The following is a 15,937-nucleotide window of genomic DNA, read 5'->3' on the forward strand; positions in this document are numbered from 1 at the left end:
GCGCCCCTCCGGCGCTTTTTGTGCTTTAATAACCTACGGAAATTATTTAAACACAATCATCAGGATCAGAAATGTTCAGAAAGGGACTCGTCGCCAGTCTGGGTGTCGCCATGGCGATGCTGTCGCTCACCCCCGTCCACGCTGCCCCACTCGAGCCCAAACAGTACGGTGACTTTGACCGCTACGTGCTGGCACTTTCGTGGCAAACCGGCTTTTGCCAGAGTCAGCATGACCGCGGAGGGCGCGAGCCGGAGGAATGCCGACTGCAAAAAGAGCTACCGCAAAAAATCGATTTTCTGACCGTTCACGGCCTGTGGCCAGGCCTGCCGAAATCTATTGCCGCCCGCGGCGTGGATGAAAAGCGCTGGATGCGATATGGCTGCGCCACGCGACCTGTTCCCAATATGCCGGAGGCGAAAATCAGCCAGAAATGTTCTGCTGCCGAAACCGGGATGTCACTGGAGGTGGCGAATAAGCTCAACACGGTTATGCCCGGCGCAGGTGGCACATCTTGTCTCGAACGTTACGAATACGCCAAACACGGCGTTTGCTTCGGCTTCGACCCGGATGCTTTATTCGGGACGATGGTGCGTCTGAATCAGGAAGTGAAACGCAGTGCTTTGGGGCTTTTTCTGGCGAACAATTACGGTAAACACGTCAGCCGTAGCGATTTTGACGCCGCCGTTGCTAAGGCCTGGGGCGATAACAGTGTTAAAGCGGTAAAACTGACCTGTAACGGTAATCCGGCGTATCTTACCGAAATGCAAGTCGCCATTGATGCGCGGGCAATCAACGAGCCACTTTCCGCGAAATCCCTGCTGGCGCAACCACATCCGGGTAACTGCGGGAACGACTTTATTATCGACAGCGTCGGTTATTAATCTTCCCCTCTTTCCGCTTAAACACATAAACCCGGCAAATGTGAGCTAAGTCACTTCAAAGTTGCGTGCAGTCTCAGTATCATCCGAAGAGTTAAACCCTCGCTGCCAGACGGCGAGGGTTTTTCTTTGGATCAATCTGGCGGGATTTCGCCTCATGACATGGAGTAATAGATGTCCAGACCTGCAATTATCATCAATGAACTTGACGCTGAGCGCATTGACCGTCTGCTGGAGCAACCCGCTCATGCCAGTCTGCCGGTCGCGAAGGTGCTGAATGACGAACTGGATCGCGCGCAGATGTGCGCCCCCGAAGCGATGCCAGCCAACGTGGTTACCATGAACAGCACGGTAAAATTCCGTGAGCTTAAAAGTGGCGATATCCGCACACGTACCCTTGTATACCCGGCGCAAATGACCGATAGCGCGACGCAACTGTCCGTGATGGCTCCGGTCGGTGCGGCATTACTGGGCTTACGCGTCGGCGATAGCATCCACTGGGAACTGCCCGGCGGTGCGACGACCGATCTCGAAGTGCTGGAGTTAATCTACCAGCCGGAAGCCGCTGGCGAATATCTGCGCTAAGCACGCCATACGCTGTTAAGAGGATGCAGACCGCATCCTCTTTCCCTTTCCCGCTCACCCGAATGTCGCATTTCGTTGTCCCGTTCAGGCCTCTATTGTGGTAAGAGGTTCTTGCCCTGGGTTCGCATATGAGCGAAACATGGATTATCGCCCTTATCTTTTTGATCGTGGCGGCGATTATCGTCGCGGCCGTGCTTTATCTCGAACGACACTGGTAACGCCCGGTTTACCGGAAAATCCTCATTTCTACGAAAACTCCAGCTCAAATAAATAATTGCCAGCGACGTAGCAGAATCATTCTGTGATTCCTGCTCAAATACCAGTGACATAATCTACAGGGAGACACGTTTATGTATCAGACAATCATTATGCCGGTAGATGTTTTCGAAATGGAGTTAAGCGACAAAGCCGTGCGCCACGCCGAGTTCCTTGCTCAGGACACGGGCGTCATTCATTTACTGCACGTTCTGCCTGCTTCTTCCAGCCTCAGCCTGCACCGATTCGCTGCCGATATTCGTCGTTTTGAAGAACACTTGCAGCATGAAGCGCAAACCCGGCTGACCACGATGATAAGCCACTTTTCAATCAGCCCCGAACGTATCCACACCCATGTCCGTCTGGGAAGCGTACGCGATGTGGTCAATGAAATGGCCGAAGAGTTACATGCGGATATGGTGGTGATTGGTTCACGCAACCCCTCTATCACTACGCATTTGCTGGGGTCGAACGCTTCGAGCGTAGTACGCCATGCACAGATTCCGGTGCTGGTAGTACGGTAAAAAAAAAGAGGCTGCCTCAGGCAGCCTCTTGATTATTGCAGGTATTGTCCCTTCGTTCTTCGGGTTGCCTGCGCGTTAGCGTTATGCAACTCGAATGCGTTGGGATGTCTTACTTTCTTCTTATGCACGCTTAGTGCGGATCAGGTAGTCGAATGCGCTCAGAGAGGCTTTCGCACCTTCGCCAGTGGCGATAATAATTTGCTTGTACGGCACCGTGGTGCAGTCACCCGCCGCGAACACACCTTTGACGCTGGTTTCACATTTCGCATCAATGATAATTTCGCCCATACGGTTGCGCTCAATGGCACCTTCCAGCCAGGTAGTATTCGGCAGTAAACCAATCTGCACGAAGATACCGGCCAGCGCGATATGATGCACATCGCCGCTCACGCGATCGCGGTACTCCAGCCCCGTCAGTTTGCTGCCATCGCCTTTCACTTCGGTAGTTTGCGCATTCAAGATGATGTCGACATTACCGAGGCTACGCACTTTATCCTGCAGCACCTGGTCAGCTTTCATTTCGGGCGCAAACTCCAGCAGGGTGACATGTTCTACAATGCCCGCCAGATCGATAGCGGCTTCCACACCTGAGTTACCGCCGCCGATGACCGCAACACGTTTACCTTTAAACAGCGGACCATCGCAGTGCGGGCAGTAGGTCACACCTTTAGTACGATACTGTTCTTCGCCCGGCACGTTCATGTTGCGCCATTTTGCCCCGGTCGCAATGATGATACTGCGTGCTTTCAGTACGGCACCGGATGCGGTTTCAATCTGATGCAAACCACCTTCCACGGCAGCCGGGGTCAGTTTGGTCGCACTTTGCGAATCAATCACATCAACGTCGTATTCCGACACGTGGGCTTTCAGCGCGCCCGCCAGTTTTTGACCTTCGGTCTTCGGCACGGAGATGTAGTTTTCGATGTCCACGGTGTCCAGCACCTGACCACCAAAACGCTCACCCATCAGCCCGGTACGGATACCCTTACGTGCGGAGTAAACTGCTGCCGCCGCACCAGACGGGCCGGAACCGACAATCAGCACATCATACGCGTCACGCTTGTTCAGCTCTTCTGCGGCACGTTTTTCCGCGCCGGTATCAATTTTGGCCACGATTTCAGCAAGCGTCATACGACCCTGACCAAACTCTTTACCATTGACGAAGACAGCCGGAACGCCCATCACATTACGGTCAGTGATTTCATTCTGGTAGGTGCCGCCATCAATCGCCGTATGTTTAATGCGCGGGTTCAGCACTGCCATCAGGTTAAGCGCCTGTACGACATCCGGGCAGTTATGGCAGGTCAGTGAGTAATAGGTTTCAAATTCAAAATCACCGTCGATATCGCGAATCTGTTCGAGCAGAGACTGCGCTTCTTTCGACGGGTGACCACCGGTCCACAACAGTGCCAGAACCAGTGAGGTAAATTCGTGACCCAGCGGCGAGCCTGCAAAGCGCGGCCCCTGGTTTGAACCTGGGTTGGTAATAAGGAACGACGGTTTGCGCACTGCCAGCGTGTTGTCTTCTTTGAAAGAAACTTTATCTGACAGTTCAGCAATTTCAGCCAACAGTTCCTTGATCTCTGCCGATCTGGCGCTGTCATCCAGCGTGGCAATCAGCTCAACAGGTTTAGTCAGTTTCTCAAGGTAAGCCTTGAGCTGCGTTTTCATGTTTGTGTCGAGCATTTTTAATCTCCTGGGCTTAAAACATCATCATGCAAGCTGCCTTATTACGACGGCTCCAATGCAACTTGAATCATGGTGTTGGAATAAAATGGGCGCGAAAGCGCCCAGATAGTACTACGCAATTTCCGAGAATTTCACGTCAGAGCAAGGCGGCTAGCCTGAGAGTCCCCGGGAGCTTACAGCAGTAAGTGACCGGGGCGAGCAGGTGACGCCAACGCCGCTATGGCGCGAAAGACGACGGGAATTTCAATTCACAAGGCTTTCGTGTTACAGAAAGGCGGCAAGCTTATAAATCCCCGGGAGCTTACAAAAGTAAGTGACCGGGGTGATTAAGCGCAGCCAACGCATCTGTAGCGCGAAAGACGCCGTGAATTTTAGATTTTACCAACCAGATCCAGGGAAGGAGCCAGCGTCGCGTCGCCTTCTTTCCACTTAGCCGGGCATACTTCGCCTGGGTGGGAAGCAACATACTGTGCTGCTTTGATTTTACGCAGCAGGTCAGATGCGTCGCGGCCGATACCTTCAGCGGTAACTTCGATAGCCTGGATGATACCCTGCGGGTCAACGATGAAGGTACCACGGTCAGCCAGACCTTCGTCTTCACGCATGATTTCAAAGTTACGGGTCAGGGCGCCAGTCGGGTCGCCGATCATCGCATATTTGATTTTAGCGATGGTGTCAGAGCTGCTGTGCCATGCTTTGTGCGTGAAGTGGGTGTCGGTAGAAACAGAGTAAACGTCTACGCCCAGTTTCTGCAGTTCTTCATAATGGTCAGCAACGTCACCCAGTTCCGTCGGGCATACGAAAGTGAAGTCAGCCGGGTAGAAGAAGAAGACGCTCCAGCGGCCTTCGGTATCTTTCTCAGTAACTTCTACGAACTCACCGTTTTTGAACGCCTGGTTTTTAAAAGGTTTGATTTTGGTGTTAATTAAAGACATCTATACTTCCTCCGTGTTTTCGTTGAGGTGTAAGTTAACGATTTTTTTCCGATTCGGCTAATGCGTTTGCATTATCAAATCAATAAGCGTTAGCTAACAACCCGCACAAAACTGCTTAATGTACCGAACATGAACGTGCATAAGGTCGACGGGGATCCCATCGGTAAAAACAAAAAAGCCACCTCACGGGTGGCTTTAGACCTGAAATACCCGTGGGTGCTTCAGCGCCAGTCATACTGGCATCGTGTTGCGCGACAAGATAAAAGTTATCGCACAGACAGTGGGGATTACAACACTCTCGCTGTCACATAACAATGCACGGGCTCCAGATACTGCCTATGGTTGTAATAGGTTTTACCGTCGTTAAATTCATCTCATTGTTACTTAAGGTTTTTTATGCTTAAACGTCTACTCGCCCTTTCTCTTTTGCCTTTCTATGTTCAGGCAGAAGGGCTGCCTGCGCCCGTACAAGCCATTGAAAAACAAGGTATCACTATCATTAAATCCTTCGATGCGCCGGGCGGTATGAAAGGCTATCTGGGGAAATATCAGGATATGGGCGTCACCATTTATGTTACGCCAGACGGCAAACAGGCGATTTCTGGCTATATGTATGACGCCGCTGGCACCAATCTGAGTGAGAAAATGATTCAGGATGAGATCTACTCGCCGGCAGGTCGGGCGCTTTGGCAGCAGATGGAAAAATCAACCTGGATCCTTGATGGCAAAAAGGACGCACCGCGTGTGATCTACGTTTTTGCCGATCCTTTCTGCCCGTACTGCAGCCGATTCTGGCAACAGTCACGTCCCTGGGTTGAGGCCGGTAAAGTACAAATCCGCACATTATTGGTTGGGGTCATCAAACCCGAAAGCCCGGCGGCGGCGGCGGCCATTTTGGGCGATAGCGACCCGGCCAAAAAATGGCATGACTATGAGCAATATCTCGGGAAAATGACGCTGGATTTACCCAAAACCATTCCCCCGACAATCATGAATGTACTAAAAAGTAATCAAACATTAATGGACGAATTGGGGGCAAATGCCACTCCGGCCATTTACTACATGAATAAAGACAATGTGCTGCAGCAGGAAGTTGGACTGCCTGATGAAGAAAAATTGAAGCTGATTTTTGGCGAGTAAGAGCAAAAAAAAAAAAAATAATGGCAAAATGTGAGCCGGAGAAAAACATCAGCGAAAGTTATGATTATTTCTCCGGAACTCTTTTTTTGTTACCAATAATAAACACCTGTAGCAAAACAGCGAACAAATAAACAAAATCACAAACGTAATGAATATAAATACCCCAAAACATTTAAAATAATTATATCATTGAAATCTATAGAAAATTAAAGATTAACTCTTTGTTTAATTTCATTATCATTCCCAGCCTAAGTAGGTAATCGCCTGGGATTAATTGACGGTGAAAATTGACAAAAAAATTCTGGAACAGGATGTTCTGGACGCCAGCATGGAAAGAATTAAATGGACACTGGAAAACTTTCAGAGAGTATGTGTCTCTTTTTCGGGTGGAAAAGATTCCAGCATCATGCTCAATCTGACGGCGCAACTGGCACGTCAGCTAAAAAAGAAAATCAACATCTTATTTATCGACTGGGAGGCTCAGTTTAGCTATACCATCGAGTATGTTGAACGTATGCGTGCTGAATACAGCGATATTACAGAGCGCTTCTTCTGGATTGCCTTGCCACTGACTACACAAAATGGTTTATCGCAATTTTCCCCCACCTGGCAATGCTGGCAACCCGGCGTTGAATGGGTACGGCAACCTCCTGAACATGCGATAACGGATCCTGCCGAGCTGCCTTTTTATCAACACGGCATGACCTTTGAATCGTTTGTCAGTGAGTTTGCCGACTGGTTTGCCAATCATCGCCCGGCAGCCATGATGATTGGTATTCGCGCTGACGAATCTTACAACCGCTTTATGGCTATCGCGTCGGCACGCAAAATGCGTTTCGCCGATGATAAGCCCTGGACTACCGCTGCCCCACGCGGGCATGCCTGGTACATTTACCCAATTTATGACTGGAAAATAGCCGATATCTGGACCTGGTTTGGTAAGACCCAAACGCCTTATAACCCATTATATGATTTGATGTATCAGGCAGGCGTGCCCACGCGCTATATGCGTATTTGTGAACCTTTCGGCCCTGAGCAACGCCAGGGACTGTGGCTCTATCACGTTATTGAACCTGAGCGCTGGGCACTCATGTGCGAGCGGGTCAGCGGCGTCAGCAGCGGCGGGATTTATGCCGGTCAGGACAACCTTTTCTATGGTCACCGAAAACTCACTAAACCTGCGCATTTGAGCTGGCGGGAATATGTCCTTTTCTTGCTCGACAGCATGCCGGAGCAATCTGCGGAGCATTATCGCAACAAAATTGCCGTCTATTTGCGTTGGTTTGAAAAACAGGGCCTGCCACTCATCCCCGATAGCCAGCCCGGGGATGTTGGCGCAAAGGATATACCTTCCTGGCGCCGCATCTGCAAAGTGCTACTCAATAACGATTACTGGTGCAGGGCACTCTCTTTTAGCCCCACCAAAACAAGCAACTACAAGCGGTATCACGAACGAATCAAAAACAAACGTAAGGAGTGGGGAATTCTATGCAACAGCGATTAATCAGCGAAATTGAAGTATTTCTCGGCGCATTACCTGAGGAAGAACGGATTGAAGCTATCAATGATTTTCGTCGTACTCTCCACGCATTAAGCCCGTTTCGCGATCAGCCTGTCGATTGCGTTTTATGGGTGAAGAACGACCACATTTCCCCAAATGACTACAACCCTAACAATGTTGCACCGCCGGAGAAACGGTTGTTACTGAAATCGCTGGAGGCCGACGGTTTCACCCAACCCATCGTGGTGCAGGAAGACAAACCTCATCACTTCGAAATTGTCGATGGTTTTCACCGCCACGAACTGGGCAAAAGTCGGGCGGCGCTAAAAAGTAAACTTAAAGGCTATCTCCCGATTACTTGCCTGAACAGCGACAGAGCCAGCAAGTCCGATCGTATGGCGGCCACCATCCGGCATAACCGGGCACGTGGTCGCCATCAAATCAATGAGATGTCGGAAATTGTTCGTGAGCTCTCACGGATAGGCTGGACAGAAGAGCAGATTGGCCAGGAGCTGGGAATGGACAGCGATGAAGTGCTGCGCCTGAAACAGATTAACGGCCTGACAGAACTCTTTGCAGGCCGTCGATTCTCGCGCGCGTGGACGGTTAAATAGCGTCGGTTATAGCTTGCATAACCGTTCAGCGGCTGCCAGCAGCGTCGATTCCTGCTTTGCAAAACACAGGCGAATCAGCTTATGCGGGAAGGGGTCGGCGCAGAAAACCGACAGCGGAATAGCCGCCACCCCAACTTCTTTTGTCAGCCACTGGCAAAAATTCACATCATCAAGATCGGAAATGGCGCTGTAATCGGCAAGCAAAAAGTAAGTGCCTTCGCACGGCAGGATCTCCAGCCGACTGCTGCTGAGCGCATTGACCAGCACATCGCGACGAGCCTGATAAAACGCAGGCAACTGGCGATAATGCTCCGGCTCGCTTCGCAGCATATCCGCCAGTGCCAGTTGCGCAGGCGTATTGACCGAGAAGGTCAGGTATTGATGCACCTTACGCAGCTCGGCACTAATGGCAGCCGGTGCCACACAGTACCCCACCTTCCAGCCGGTCATATGGAAGGTTTTACCAAACGAAGAAACGGCAATCGCCCGCTGGCGCAGTTGCGGGTGCGCCAGCACGCTGGCATGGCCCGCTTCGGCAAAGCAAATATGTTCGTAGACTTCATCGCTCAGCACATAGATTTCTTTCTCGCCAATCGCCTGCCATAACGCCGCGAAATCCTCTTTGCGCCACACCGTAGCGGACGGGTTATGCGGCGTATTAAGGATAACCAAACGGGTTTTATCGCTCAGCAGTGCAGCGAATGCCTGCCAGTCCACGCGAAAATGCGGCGGTTGCAGGGCAATACGTTTTAGCACACCACCAGACAACTCCACCGCCGGGGCGTAGCTGTCATAACTTGGATCAAAGCAGATGACTTCATCGCCTTTACGCACCAGCGCGGTGATCGCTGCATACAGGGCCTCGGTCGCCCCTGCCGTCACTGTGATATCGCTGCCCGCGTCCGGTTTGTAGCCATACAGTTCTTCGGTTTTATCTGCAATGGCCTCGCGCAACGCCTGCACCCCGGTCATTGGCGCGTACTGATTCGCCCCTTGTGCCACGTGGTAAGCCAGCCGCTCTTGCAAGTAGCGTGGACCATCAAAATCCGGGAATCCCTGAGACAGGTTGATGGCCTTATACTGCTGCGCCAGCGCACTCATTTGCGTGAAAATAGTGGTGCCTAAAGCGGGAAGTTTACTTTGGGGAATCAGTGCGTTATCGCTCATGGTTGCGTGCCTGCTTGTAATACTGATGTTGCTGCCACTATAACACGATGTTAGTATTTGGCAATCAAGACGCTTAGACGTCTAAACCATAAGATTATTCCTGCCGACGCGCAACCCAGGAAGACTATGACAAACAACCTGCAACTCCATGAGCTCGTTAACGCCTGTCACTGGATAGGCCAGAAAGGCTGGTCCCCTGCCACCGGTGGCAATATGTCGGTGCGTGAAGATGCACAATGGTGCTGGCTGAGCGAATCCGGCAAAGACAAAGGCAGCCTGACGACAGCCGACTTCCTGCAAGTGTCGATCGCCGATAACCATGCGCCGTCGGGGCGTAAGCCGTCAGCGGAGACGGGCCTGCACACGCTGATTTACCGCCTGTTCCCGGATGCGAATGCGGTGCTACATGTCCATACGGTGAATGCCACCGTACTGTCACGCGTTGAGCGTGCCCCTGAATTGCTCATCAGCGGCTTCGAAATGCAAAAATCCCTGCGCGGGCAAACCACGCATCTTGATACCGTGCCGATTGCAATTTTCGATAACGCCCAGGATATTGATGCCCTCGCCCGCCATATTGAACATTACGCGCAAGAACGCCCCTTGAACTATGGCTTTTTGCTGCGTGGTCACGGTCTGACCTGCTGGGGGCGCGATGTGGCTGAAGCGCGTCGCCATCTGGAAGGGCTGGAATTTTTATTTGAATGCGAAATGCAGCGCCGTCTGCTGGAGAAATAATGATCCGCGCGATAGTTACCGACATAGAAGGTACCACCAGCGATATTCGCTTTGTGCACAACGTATTATTTCCCTATGCCCGCGAACGTCTGCCGGCTTTTCTGAACGCGCAGCAGTATATCGAGCCGGTAAAAACCATCCTCGATAACCTGCGTGAAGAGATAGCCCAGCCGGAGGCAACCACCGCCGATCTGCTTGATACGCTTGTGCAGTTTATGGATGAGGACCGCAAATCCACGCCACTGAAAGCGCTACAGGGCATTATCTGGCGTGATGGCTACGTCAATGGCGACTTCACCGGTCATCTTTACCCGGACGTGTTGCCCGCGCTGGAAAAATGGAAAGCCAAAGGTATTGATCTTTATGTTTATTCCTCTGGCTCAGTGGCAGCGCAAAAACTGTTATTTGGCTACAGCGACGAAGGTGATATTACTCATCTGTTCAGCGGCTACTTCGACACCCTGGTAGGGGCGAAGCGCGAGGTTCAGTCCTATCGCAATATCGCTGAACAACTGGGCGTGCCGCCGGGGCAGATCCTGTTCCTCTCTGATATCCATCAGGAGCTGGACGCCGCAGCGCAGGCCGGTTTACGAACCATACAACTGATTCGCGGCGACCATGACGCGGCGAGCCATCATCACCAGGTTCCCTCTTTCGACCACATTAAGCCGGAGCAGATCCCCTCATGAGCGCACTGACGATTTATTCTGACAAAGACGCCAGCAAGCCTGTCTGGCAAAGCACCGACGCCGCCGGGATTCAGCAAAAGCTGAACGCCAAAGGCGTCCGCTTTGAACGTTGGGAAGCCGACCGTGACCTGGGCGCAGATCCATCACCGGAGACGGTGATCGTCGCCTACCAGCACGCGATCGACAAACTCGTTGCCGAGAAGGGCTACCAGAGCTGGGATGTGATCAGCCTGCGTGCCGATAATCCGCAAAAAGAGGCGCTACGCGCAAAATTCCTCAACGAACACACCCACGGCGAAGACGAAGTGCGCTTCTTCGTGGAAGGCGCCGGGCTGTTCTGCCTGCATATTGGTGACGAGGTGTACCAGGTATTGTGCGAGAAGAACGACCTGATCTCCGTGCCCGCCGGTACCCCGCACTGGTTTGATATGGGTTCCGAGCCGAACTTTACCGCCATTCGCATTTTCGACAACCCGGAAGGCTGGATCGCACAGTTCACCGGCGATGCGATTGCGGAAAACTATCCGCGGCTGGCGTGAGTTCCCGCCCCCTTGTTGTGGCCCTGCATTCACGCGGGGCTTTTTTTGGCCCCTACCCATTCCTGTAGCCTGTCTTTTCTCCTGCTAAACCCGGCCTATACTTGCTCTTTTTGCGAATGCGATTCACAGGGAAGGAAGAATGAAGAAAATCATATTGATGCTCCTGCCGATGGTGCTGAGCGGTTGCGCCACCACGGTGCCAATGCCGAAAGAGGACACTCTCGACTACCTGCGGGTGACGGAAAATAATATTACGGTCATGTCAGACAAGTACGGCTATGTCTTTAAACGTGATAAGACCCGTGATGTTTATAACGACTACAAAGCCTTTTATGACGAGTTCGGGGATAAAAGCCCCGGTGTGGCGGTCTACTTTGTGGTGAAAGATAAAGATGTCACGGCGGAATATCGCGCGATTGTCGATGCGACACAGTTAACATCCGCCCAGAAGGACAGGCTCAAATATCATTATAACGCGCATGTGATGGAGTCCGGAAAAACGATGGTCGCCGTGTTTAAAGCCAAAGGCACTTATGATGGGAGCCTGCATTACTCTACCGCTGATGCGACCAGACTGGATCCTCCTGTGACGGTGACGATCACCGACAAAACCGAACAGAATGTGAGCTATATGGCGCCGTTGATGATCCCCATTTTCCCGCTGGTGATGATGTACGGTTGCGCGAAGGGACCCTGTGTTTAAGGGATGCAACGATACCTGCCCCCGGATGGCGGCGTAACCGCCCTACCCGGGCCACCGCTCGCTGAATCGAGCTTGCTCGTAGCCCGGCTAAGCGCAGCGCCAGCCGGGAAACGCCAGGCGCATCATTTCCGCGCCAGGATCCTCGCTCTCGCTTGGGTAAAAAACACAGGCACCAGCACTTCAAGCATAAACAACACCAGGCTTATCTTTTGGTTATCCTCACCCGGACGCCAGTTCCCGAGAATGGCCGAGAGCACAAAAAATACCACGCCCGCTGTCAGCATCGCGATGCCATACAGACGATTGGCCCGATACCACAGCTTGTCATCATTGCGCGTTCGCGCGGTTCTTATCCCATACCAGCGGTTCGGTTTCACCTTCTGCAAAAGCAGCGGAATGGCAATAGCCATTAATATCAGACTGGTGATACTCAGCCAGATAAAATTCATATCCATCAGCGACTCTCCCTTTAAACGCCTATATCCCCGAAAAGGGATATTCACAGTCATGATGGATGGTAGAGGAAAATTAACGGACGAATAAGAGTAACGTCATATTTTGATTAACTTTAGAGGGAGATGTAACAGCTTGCTGCTGGTCATGCCACGGCCCAACACCGTAGGATTCCTCTCCTGACCTTACGGCCTCGAGAATGGATGCGTGAAATATCCCCTGTATTTATTATTACTGACTTTACCAGCACTGGCGGCACGTGCGGATGACGCCGTCAAACTTAACTGCCCGCCCCGTGGGGCCATCACCGTCTCCTTTTTTGATTACTATCTCATCACCATGAAATGGGGCGATCACTTCCAGGTCGCCTCGGGCAAATTGCAAAGCCACACCAAAGCCGGAGTGCCCTTCTGGACCACCACCTTTGGCAATGGCGACGATCTGGCCTATTTCCCCAACTCCCATCAGTACTATCTGTTTTATGCGGGTTCGCGCGATCCTGTGCAATGTTCGGAACAGGAAAGCTACGTCTATCCGGTCATTACTCCGCCGCGTTATGAAAACAATATCGTCAGCAGCAAAAAAAGTGCGCCGCAGACGCCAAACAGTGAAATTGATAATTCTCAGGTGATTTTGCCGGGTTCCGGCGCACAGGGATAACCCCTCTCCGGACAGAGAGGGGCAGCTTGCTGATTAACGAAGTTGTTTTTGCGTATGCCACAGCGCGGCAACGCTCAGGAACACGGTAACCATCAGGTAGAAGCCCGGTGCGAAGTGGCTGCCGGTTGCGCTGATAAGCAGCGTACAGATGAATGGCGCAAACCCGCCGAATACCGTGACGGCGATGTTGTAACTGATGGACATCCCACTGGCCCGGGTCGATACCGGGAAAATATCCGCCATCACCGACGGAATGGTCGAAAAGTAGATGGATTTCAACAACGCCATCCATCCCACCAGCAGTGAAAGCGACAGGGGCGTGACGTTCAGGCTGGTCAGCCAGAACGCGGGCAGCAGCGTAAACGCCAGCAGGCCCAACGCGGTCCACAACAGACGCTCACGCCCGACACGCTCCGCCAACAGGCCACCTATTGGCGTCACCACGGTAAGAATCACCCCGGCCAGCAACGTCGCGCTGTAGGCGGATGACGCGGGCAGGCCAAGACTTTTGGTCGCCCAGGTCGGCACATAATTGAGCATGTAGTTAATTGCCGTGGAGACCACCATCAGACCAATCGCCAGCGCCAACAGGCGTTTTTGCGAACCCAACAGTTGCTTCACCGGATGACGCGGTTTCTCGATCTCTACATACGCCTCAGGCTCGTGCACATGGCGACGGATCCACAGCCCAACCGGGCCAATCAGCAGACCAAAGGCGAACGGCACGCGCCATCCCCAGTCCAGCAACTGCTCCGGCGTCAGCCAGTGTGCCAGCCCCAGACCAAAGGCGGATGCCATCAGTGTACTGGCTCCCTGAGTGGCGAACTGCCAACTGGCGATAAAGGTCTTACGCTCCGGGAAGTGCTCCACCAGAAACGCCGTCGAACTACCAAACTCACCGCCTGCGGAGAAGCCCTGAATCAGGCGCGCCAGCAAAATCAGCAGCGGCGCGGCCAAACCGAGGGTGGCATAACCGGGCATAAAGGTGATCATCGCCCCGCCCAGCATCATCAGGTTGATAGAGAGCAGCAGCGAGGCCTTACGACCGTGTTTATCGGCATAAGCGCCAAGCACCACCGCCCCCAGCGGGCGAATCAAAAAGGCGATACCAAAGCTACCGAAAGCGAGCAGCAGAGAGACCGTTGGATTAGTCGTCGGGAAAAAGACCTGGGCAATATAGCTGGCAAAGAAGCCGTACACCGCAATATCAAACCACTCCAGGGCATTACCAATACAGGTGGCAAAAAGCGTTTTCGCCAGGTTCGGGCGCACGCTGCCCTGCTCTGTCTCACGGGCGAGAGTTGTCATTTTGCACCTCCATTCTGATGCGCCTGATGGCTGGCAAGCAGTGCCGCTCCCCGCTCGCCCAAATCCCAGAACAGGCGGGTCATGATCGCCAGCCCCTCGCGGGCAATGGCAATCGGCAGGTGCTCGTCCGGCGCATGCTGGCCGCAGGCCGGGTACGAATGCGGCACCCACAGCGTTGGCAGGCCCAAAATCCCGGCAAACACATCATTAGGCAGCGAGCCGCCGAGGTTCGGCAACAGGGCCGGTTTCTTGCCGGTCGTCTCCGCCATCGCCTCAAGCGTCCAGTTCACCAGCGGATCGGTCGGATCAAAGCGCGTTGCAGGGGTGCTGCGCACTTCGCTGATGGTCACCATAGAAAAGCCGTGCGCGTCCAGATGCGCACGAACCGCCTGCTCCAGATGTTCCCAGTCGGTCCCCACCACAAAGCGCAACTGGCAGACCGCTGTCGCCTGCCCCGGGATCGCGTTCATGGGCTGTGCCGGATTCCCTGTCAGGAAAGAGAGCACTTCCAGGGTATTCCAGCCAAACAGTTTTTCTGCCGCCGACAATCCGGGCTCGCCCCAGTTCGGGTCGGTGATGGGATCGTTTTCGCCACGTGCCGGGGTGATATCCGCCAGAATGGCTTTCAGTTCCGGCGTTAAGGCGGGCGGTTTCAGCGCCGCAATCTGGATTTCGCCTTTACCATCCACCAGGCTCGCGATGGCGTTTGCCAGTTGTGTACCGGGGTTGCTCAGCAGCCCGCCCCAGTTGCCAGAGTGATAATCTTTGGCGCGCGCATTAATGGTCAAACGGAAGTTGGCGCAGCCACGTGAACCGAGGAATAGCGTCGGGCGCTCTGCACTCAGGCGCGGTCCATCAGAGGCGATAAAAAGGTCTGCATTGATGCGTGCTTTAAGTTGTTCGCAGATGGCGGCCAGCCCTGGCGAACTCACCTCTTCACCCATTTCACACAGCCAGACGCAGTTAAACCCCAGCCGACCGTTACGCGCGTGATAAACCTGCTCCAGTGCGGCGAGGTTAACCGAATGTTGACCTTTGTTGTCAGCCGTACCGCGTCCGTACCAGTTGCCATCACGCTCGACCAGCGTCCATGGCGAAAGCCCCTCGGCCCAGCGCGCATCGTCACCGAAGACCACATCGCCATGTCCGTAGCACATCACGGTGGGCAGCGTCGGGTCTTCTTCGCGACTGGCGAGTAAAAATGGTCGGGCGGCATTGACCGGGTTAGCAATCACCTCGGTCGTAAAGCCCAATTCCTGAAAAGCGGGAATGAATACGTCGTTGTAATAGCGTGTGAGCGCGTCATCCCTGTCATTACGCTGGCTTTCGCTGGGGATTGCCACCCGGCTGGCAAGGATGCTTTTAAAATGGCCGCTGTCGAACCACGCCAGCGCCTGGTCGACGATCTGTTGTGTTGTCATGTTGTTTGCCCTGTCTGTCCCCGTCAAATGTCGAGCCGCAGTTGCGTGGCTGCAACGCGAATTTTTCAGGGTTCATTTGCTGCCGATGGCGCAATGAGATGTTGTTGTCTTTTTGTTCTAAACCAGAACAGAGCCTTG

Annotated in this window: 18 protein-coding genes; 12 read left to right on the forward strand and 6 right to left on the reverse strand. The window is 53.2% G+C overall.

Features of this window, described 5'->3' with window-relative positions:
- Positions 1 to 71 precede the first annotated feature (71 nt).
- The 4 genes from rna (at position 72) to uspG (ending at position 2,242) form a co-directional block, all read left to right on the forward strand.
- Positions 72 to 881, forward strand: coding sequence for a ribonuclease I (gene rna / locus C5523_RS19810; protein WP_041852152.1), 810 nt, complete (start codon positions 72 to 74; stop codon positions 879 to 881).
- Between the two features lie 171 nt (positions 882 to 1,052).
- Positions 1,053 to 1,463: a nucleoside diphosphate kinase regulator gene (gene rnk / locus C5523_RS19815; protein ID WP_071193879.1), complete on the forward strand. Its 411-nt coding sequence runs from the start codon at positions 1,053 to 1,055 to the stop codon at positions 1,461 to 1,463.
- A gap of 128 nt (positions 1,464 to 1,591) precedes the next feature.
- Positions 1,592 to 1,681 carry a small membrane protein YldA gene (yldA, locus tag C5523_RS27945; RefSeq protein ID WP_271851235.1) on the forward strand — a complete coding sequence of 30 codons (90 nt, stop codon included), beginning with the start codon at positions 1,592 to 1,594 and terminating at the stop codon, positions 1,679 to 1,681.
- A 132-nt stretch (positions 1,682 to 1,813) separates the two neighbouring features.
- Positions 1,814 to 2,242, forward strand: coding sequence for a universal stress protein UspG (gene uspG / locus C5523_RS19820; protein ID WP_041852154.1), 429 nt, complete (start codon positions 1,814 to 1,816; stop codon positions 2,240 to 2,242).
- A gap of 120 nt (positions 2,243 to 2,362) precedes the next feature.
- Here the strand turns inward: uspG and ahpF are convergent, their stop codons facing one another.
- Both ahpF and ahpC read right to left on the reverse strand, forming a co-directional pair.
- Complete coding sequence (gene ahpF / locus C5523_RS19825) at positions 2,363 to 3,928, reverse strand: alkyl hydroperoxide reductase subunit F (RefSeq protein WP_041852155.1); 1,566 nt, start codon at positions 3,926 to 3,928, stop codon at positions 2,363 to 2,365.
- 374 nt (positions 3,929 to 4,302) lie between these two features.
- Positions 4,303 to 4,866: an alkyl hydroperoxide reductase subunit C gene (ahpC, locus tag C5523_RS19830; protein WP_041852156.1), complete on the reverse strand. Its 564-nt coding sequence runs from the start codon at positions 4,864 to 4,866 to the stop codon at positions 4,303 to 4,305.
- Between the two features lie 396 nt (positions 4,867 to 5,262).
- On the opposite strand from ahpC, the gene dsbG reads away from it, so the two are divergent.
- The 3 genes from dsbG to C5523_RS19850 all read left to right on the forward strand — a co-directional run bounded on the left by dsbG (position 5,263) and on the right by C5523_RS19850 (position 8,121).
- Positions 5,263 to 6,006, forward strand: a complete 744-nt coding sequence (gene dsbG / locus C5523_RS19840; RefSeq protein WP_108701813.1) for a thiol:disulfide interchange protein DsbG — start codon at positions 5,263 to 5,265, stop codon at positions 6,004 to 6,006.
- Between the two features lie 328 nt (positions 6,007 to 6,334).
- On the forward strand, positions 6,335 to 7,510 hold the full coding sequence (locus C5523_RS19845) for a phosphoadenosine phosphosulfate reductase (protein WP_103245941.1): 1,176 nt from the start codon (positions 6,335 to 6,337) through the stop codon (positions 7,508 to 7,510).
- Positions 7,495 to 8,121 (forward strand): ParB/RepB/Spo0J family partition protein, encoded by a 627-nt coding sequence (locus C5523_RS19850; protein WP_041852160.1) that lies wholly within the window; start codon positions 7,495 to 7,497, stop codon positions 8,119 to 8,121. Before C5523_RS19845 ends, C5523_RS19850 begins: the two co-directional genes overlap by 16 nt.
- Positions 8,122 to 8,127: 6 nt before the next feature.
- Here C5523_RS19850 and C5523_RS19855 read toward each other — a convergent pair whose 3' ends face one another.
- Positions 8,128 to 9,288 (reverse strand): pyridoxal phosphate-dependent aminotransferase, encoded by a 1,161-nt coding sequence (locus C5523_RS19855; RefSeq protein ID WP_071193882.1) that lies wholly within the window; start codon positions 9,286 to 9,288, stop codon positions 8,128 to 8,130.
- Positions 9,289 to 9,414: 126 nt separating this feature from the next.
- Between C5523_RS19855 and C5523_RS19860 the strand changes: the two genes are divergently transcribed.
- The 4 genes from C5523_RS19860 to C5523_RS19875 all read left to right on the forward strand — a co-directional run bounded on the left by C5523_RS19860 (position 9,415) and on the right by C5523_RS19875 (position 11,957).
- Complete coding sequence (locus C5523_RS19860) at positions 9,415 to 10,026, forward strand: methylthioribulose 1-phosphate dehydratase (RefSeq protein WP_041852162.1); 612 nt, start codon at positions 9,415 to 9,417, stop codon at positions 10,024 to 10,026.
- Complete coding sequence (gene mtnC / locus C5523_RS19865; protein WP_041852163.1) at positions 10,026 to 10,715, forward strand: acireductone synthase; 690 nt, start codon at positions 10,026 to 10,028, stop codon at positions 10,713 to 10,715. Before C5523_RS19860 ends, mtnC begins: the two co-directional genes overlap by 1 nt.
- Positions 10,712 to 11,254 carry an acireductone dioxygenase gene (locus tag C5523_RS19870; protein ID WP_071193883.1) on the forward strand — a complete coding sequence of 181 codons (543 nt, stop codon included), beginning with the start codon at positions 10,712 to 10,714 and terminating at the stop codon, positions 11,252 to 11,254. Before mtnC ends, C5523_RS19870 begins: the two co-directional genes overlap by 4 nt.
- A 139-nt stretch (positions 11,255 to 11,393) precedes the next feature.
- Positions 11,394 to 11,957, forward strand: a complete 564-nt coding sequence (locus C5523_RS19875) for a hypothetical protein (protein WP_108701814.1) — start codon at positions 11,394 to 11,396, stop codon at positions 11,955 to 11,957.
- A gap of 122 nt (positions 11,958 to 12,079) precedes the next feature.
- Here C5523_RS19875 and C5523_RS19880 read toward each other — a convergent pair whose 3' ends face one another.
- Positions 12,080 to 12,412, reverse strand: coding sequence for an SdpI family protein (locus tag C5523_RS19880; RefSeq protein ID WP_108701815.1), 333 nt, complete (start codon positions 12,410 to 12,412; stop codon positions 12,080 to 12,082).
- Between the two features lie 205 nt (positions 12,413 to 12,617).
- Between C5523_RS19880 and C5523_RS19885 the strand changes: the two genes are divergently transcribed.
- The gene (locus C5523_RS19885) at positions 12,618 to 13,070 is read left to right on the forward strand and encodes a hypothetical protein (RefSeq protein ID WP_107223628.1); all 453 of its coding nucleotides are present in this window, start codon (positions 12,618 to 12,620) and stop codon (positions 13,068 to 13,070) included.
- 33 nt (positions 13,071 to 13,103) lie between these two features.
- Here the strand turns inward: C5523_RS19885 and C5523_RS19890 are convergent, their stop codons facing one another.
- A complete protein-coding gene (locus C5523_RS19890) occupies positions 13,104 to 14,378 on the reverse strand; it encodes an MFS transporter (RefSeq protein ID WP_108701816.1) in 1,275 nt (424 codons plus the stop codon).
- Complete coding sequence (locus tag C5523_RS19895) at positions 14,375 to 15,799, reverse strand: M20 family metallopeptidase (RefSeq protein WP_108701817.1); 1,425 nt, start codon at positions 15,797 to 15,799, stop codon at positions 14,375 to 14,377. The genes C5523_RS19890 and C5523_RS19895 overlap by 4 nt, the downstream gene beginning before the upstream one ends.
- Between the last annotated feature and the right edge of the window lie 138 nt (positions 15,800 to 15,937).

Origin of the sequence: Phytobacter sp. SCO41, assembly GCF_003073275.1 — a bacterium.
In the GTDB taxonomy this organism is placed as follows: Bacteria; Pseudomonadota; Gammaproteobacteria; order Enterobacterales; family Enterobacteriaceae; genus Phytobacter; species Phytobacter diazotrophicus.

What these genes read in the sequence shown, in the direction of transcription:
- C5523_RS19870 (WP_071193883.1), top strand. Translation starts at nt 10,712, where the DNA reads ATGAGCGCACTGACGATTTATTCTGACAAAGACGCCAGCAAGCCTGTC.
- C5523_RS19875 (WP_108701814.1), top strand. Translation starts at nt 11,394, where the DNA reads ATGAAGAAAATCATATTGATGCTCCTGCCGATGGTGCTGAGCGGTTGC.
- C5523_RS19855 (WP_071193882.1), bottom strand. Translation starts at nt 9,288, where the DNA reads ATGAGCGATAACGCACTGATTCCCCAAAGTAAACTTCCCGCTTTAGGC.
- C5523_RS19860 (WP_041852162.1), top strand. Translation starts at nt 9,415, where the DNA reads ATGACAAACAACCTGCAACTCCATGAGCTCGTTAACGCCTGTCACTGG.
- C5523_RS19845 (WP_103245941.1), top strand. Translation starts at nt 6,335, where the DNA reads ATGGAAAGAATTAAATGGACACTGGAAAACTTTCAGAGAGTATGTGTC.
- mtnC (WP_041852163.1), top strand. Translation starts at nt 10,026, where the DNA reads ATGATCCGCGCGATAGTTACCGACATAGAAGGTACCACCAGCGATATT.
- ahpF (WP_041852155.1), bottom strand. Translation starts at nt 3,928, where the DNA reads ATGCTCGACACAAACATGAAAACGCAGCTCAAGGCTTACCTTGAGAAA.
- dsbG (WP_108701813.1), top strand. Translation starts at nt 5,263, where the DNA reads ATGCTTAAACGTCTACTCGCCCTTTCTCTTTTGCCTTTCTATGTTCAG.
- yldA (WP_271851235.1), top strand. Translation starts at nt 1,592, where the DNA reads ATGAGCGAAACATGGATTATCGCCCTTATCTTTTTGATCGTGGCGGCG.
- uspG (WP_041852154.1), top strand. Translation starts at nt 1,814, where the DNA reads ATGTATCAGACAATCATTATGCCGGTAGATGTTTTCGAAATGGAGTTA.
- rnk (WP_071193879.1), top strand. Translation starts at nt 1,053, where the DNA reads ATGTCCAGACCTGCAATTATCATCAATGAACTTGACGCTGAGCGCATT.
- C5523_RS19850 (WP_041852160.1), top strand. Translation starts at nt 7,495, where the DNA reads ATGCAACAGCGATTAATCAGCGAAATTGAAGTATTTCTCGGCGCATTA.
- C5523_RS19880 (WP_108701815.1), bottom strand. Translation starts at nt 12,412, where the DNA reads ATGGATATGAATTTTATCTGGCTGAGTATCACCAGTCTGATATTAATG.
- rna (WP_041852152.1), top strand. Translation starts at nt 72, where the DNA reads ATGTTCAGAAAGGGACTCGTCGCCAGTCTGGGTGTCGCCATGGCGATG.
- C5523_RS19890 (WP_108701816.1), bottom strand. Translation starts at nt 14,378, where the DNA reads ATGACAACTCTCGCCCGTGAGACAGAGCAGGGCAGCGTGCGCCCGAAC.
- C5523_RS19895 (WP_108701817.1), bottom strand. Translation starts at nt 15,799, where the DNA reads ATGACAACACAACAGATCGTCGACCAGGCGCTGGCGTGGTTCGACAGC.
- ahpC (WP_041852156.1), bottom strand. Translation starts at nt 4,866, where the DNA reads ATGTCTTTAATTAACACCAAAATCAAACCTTTTAAAAACCAGGCGTTC.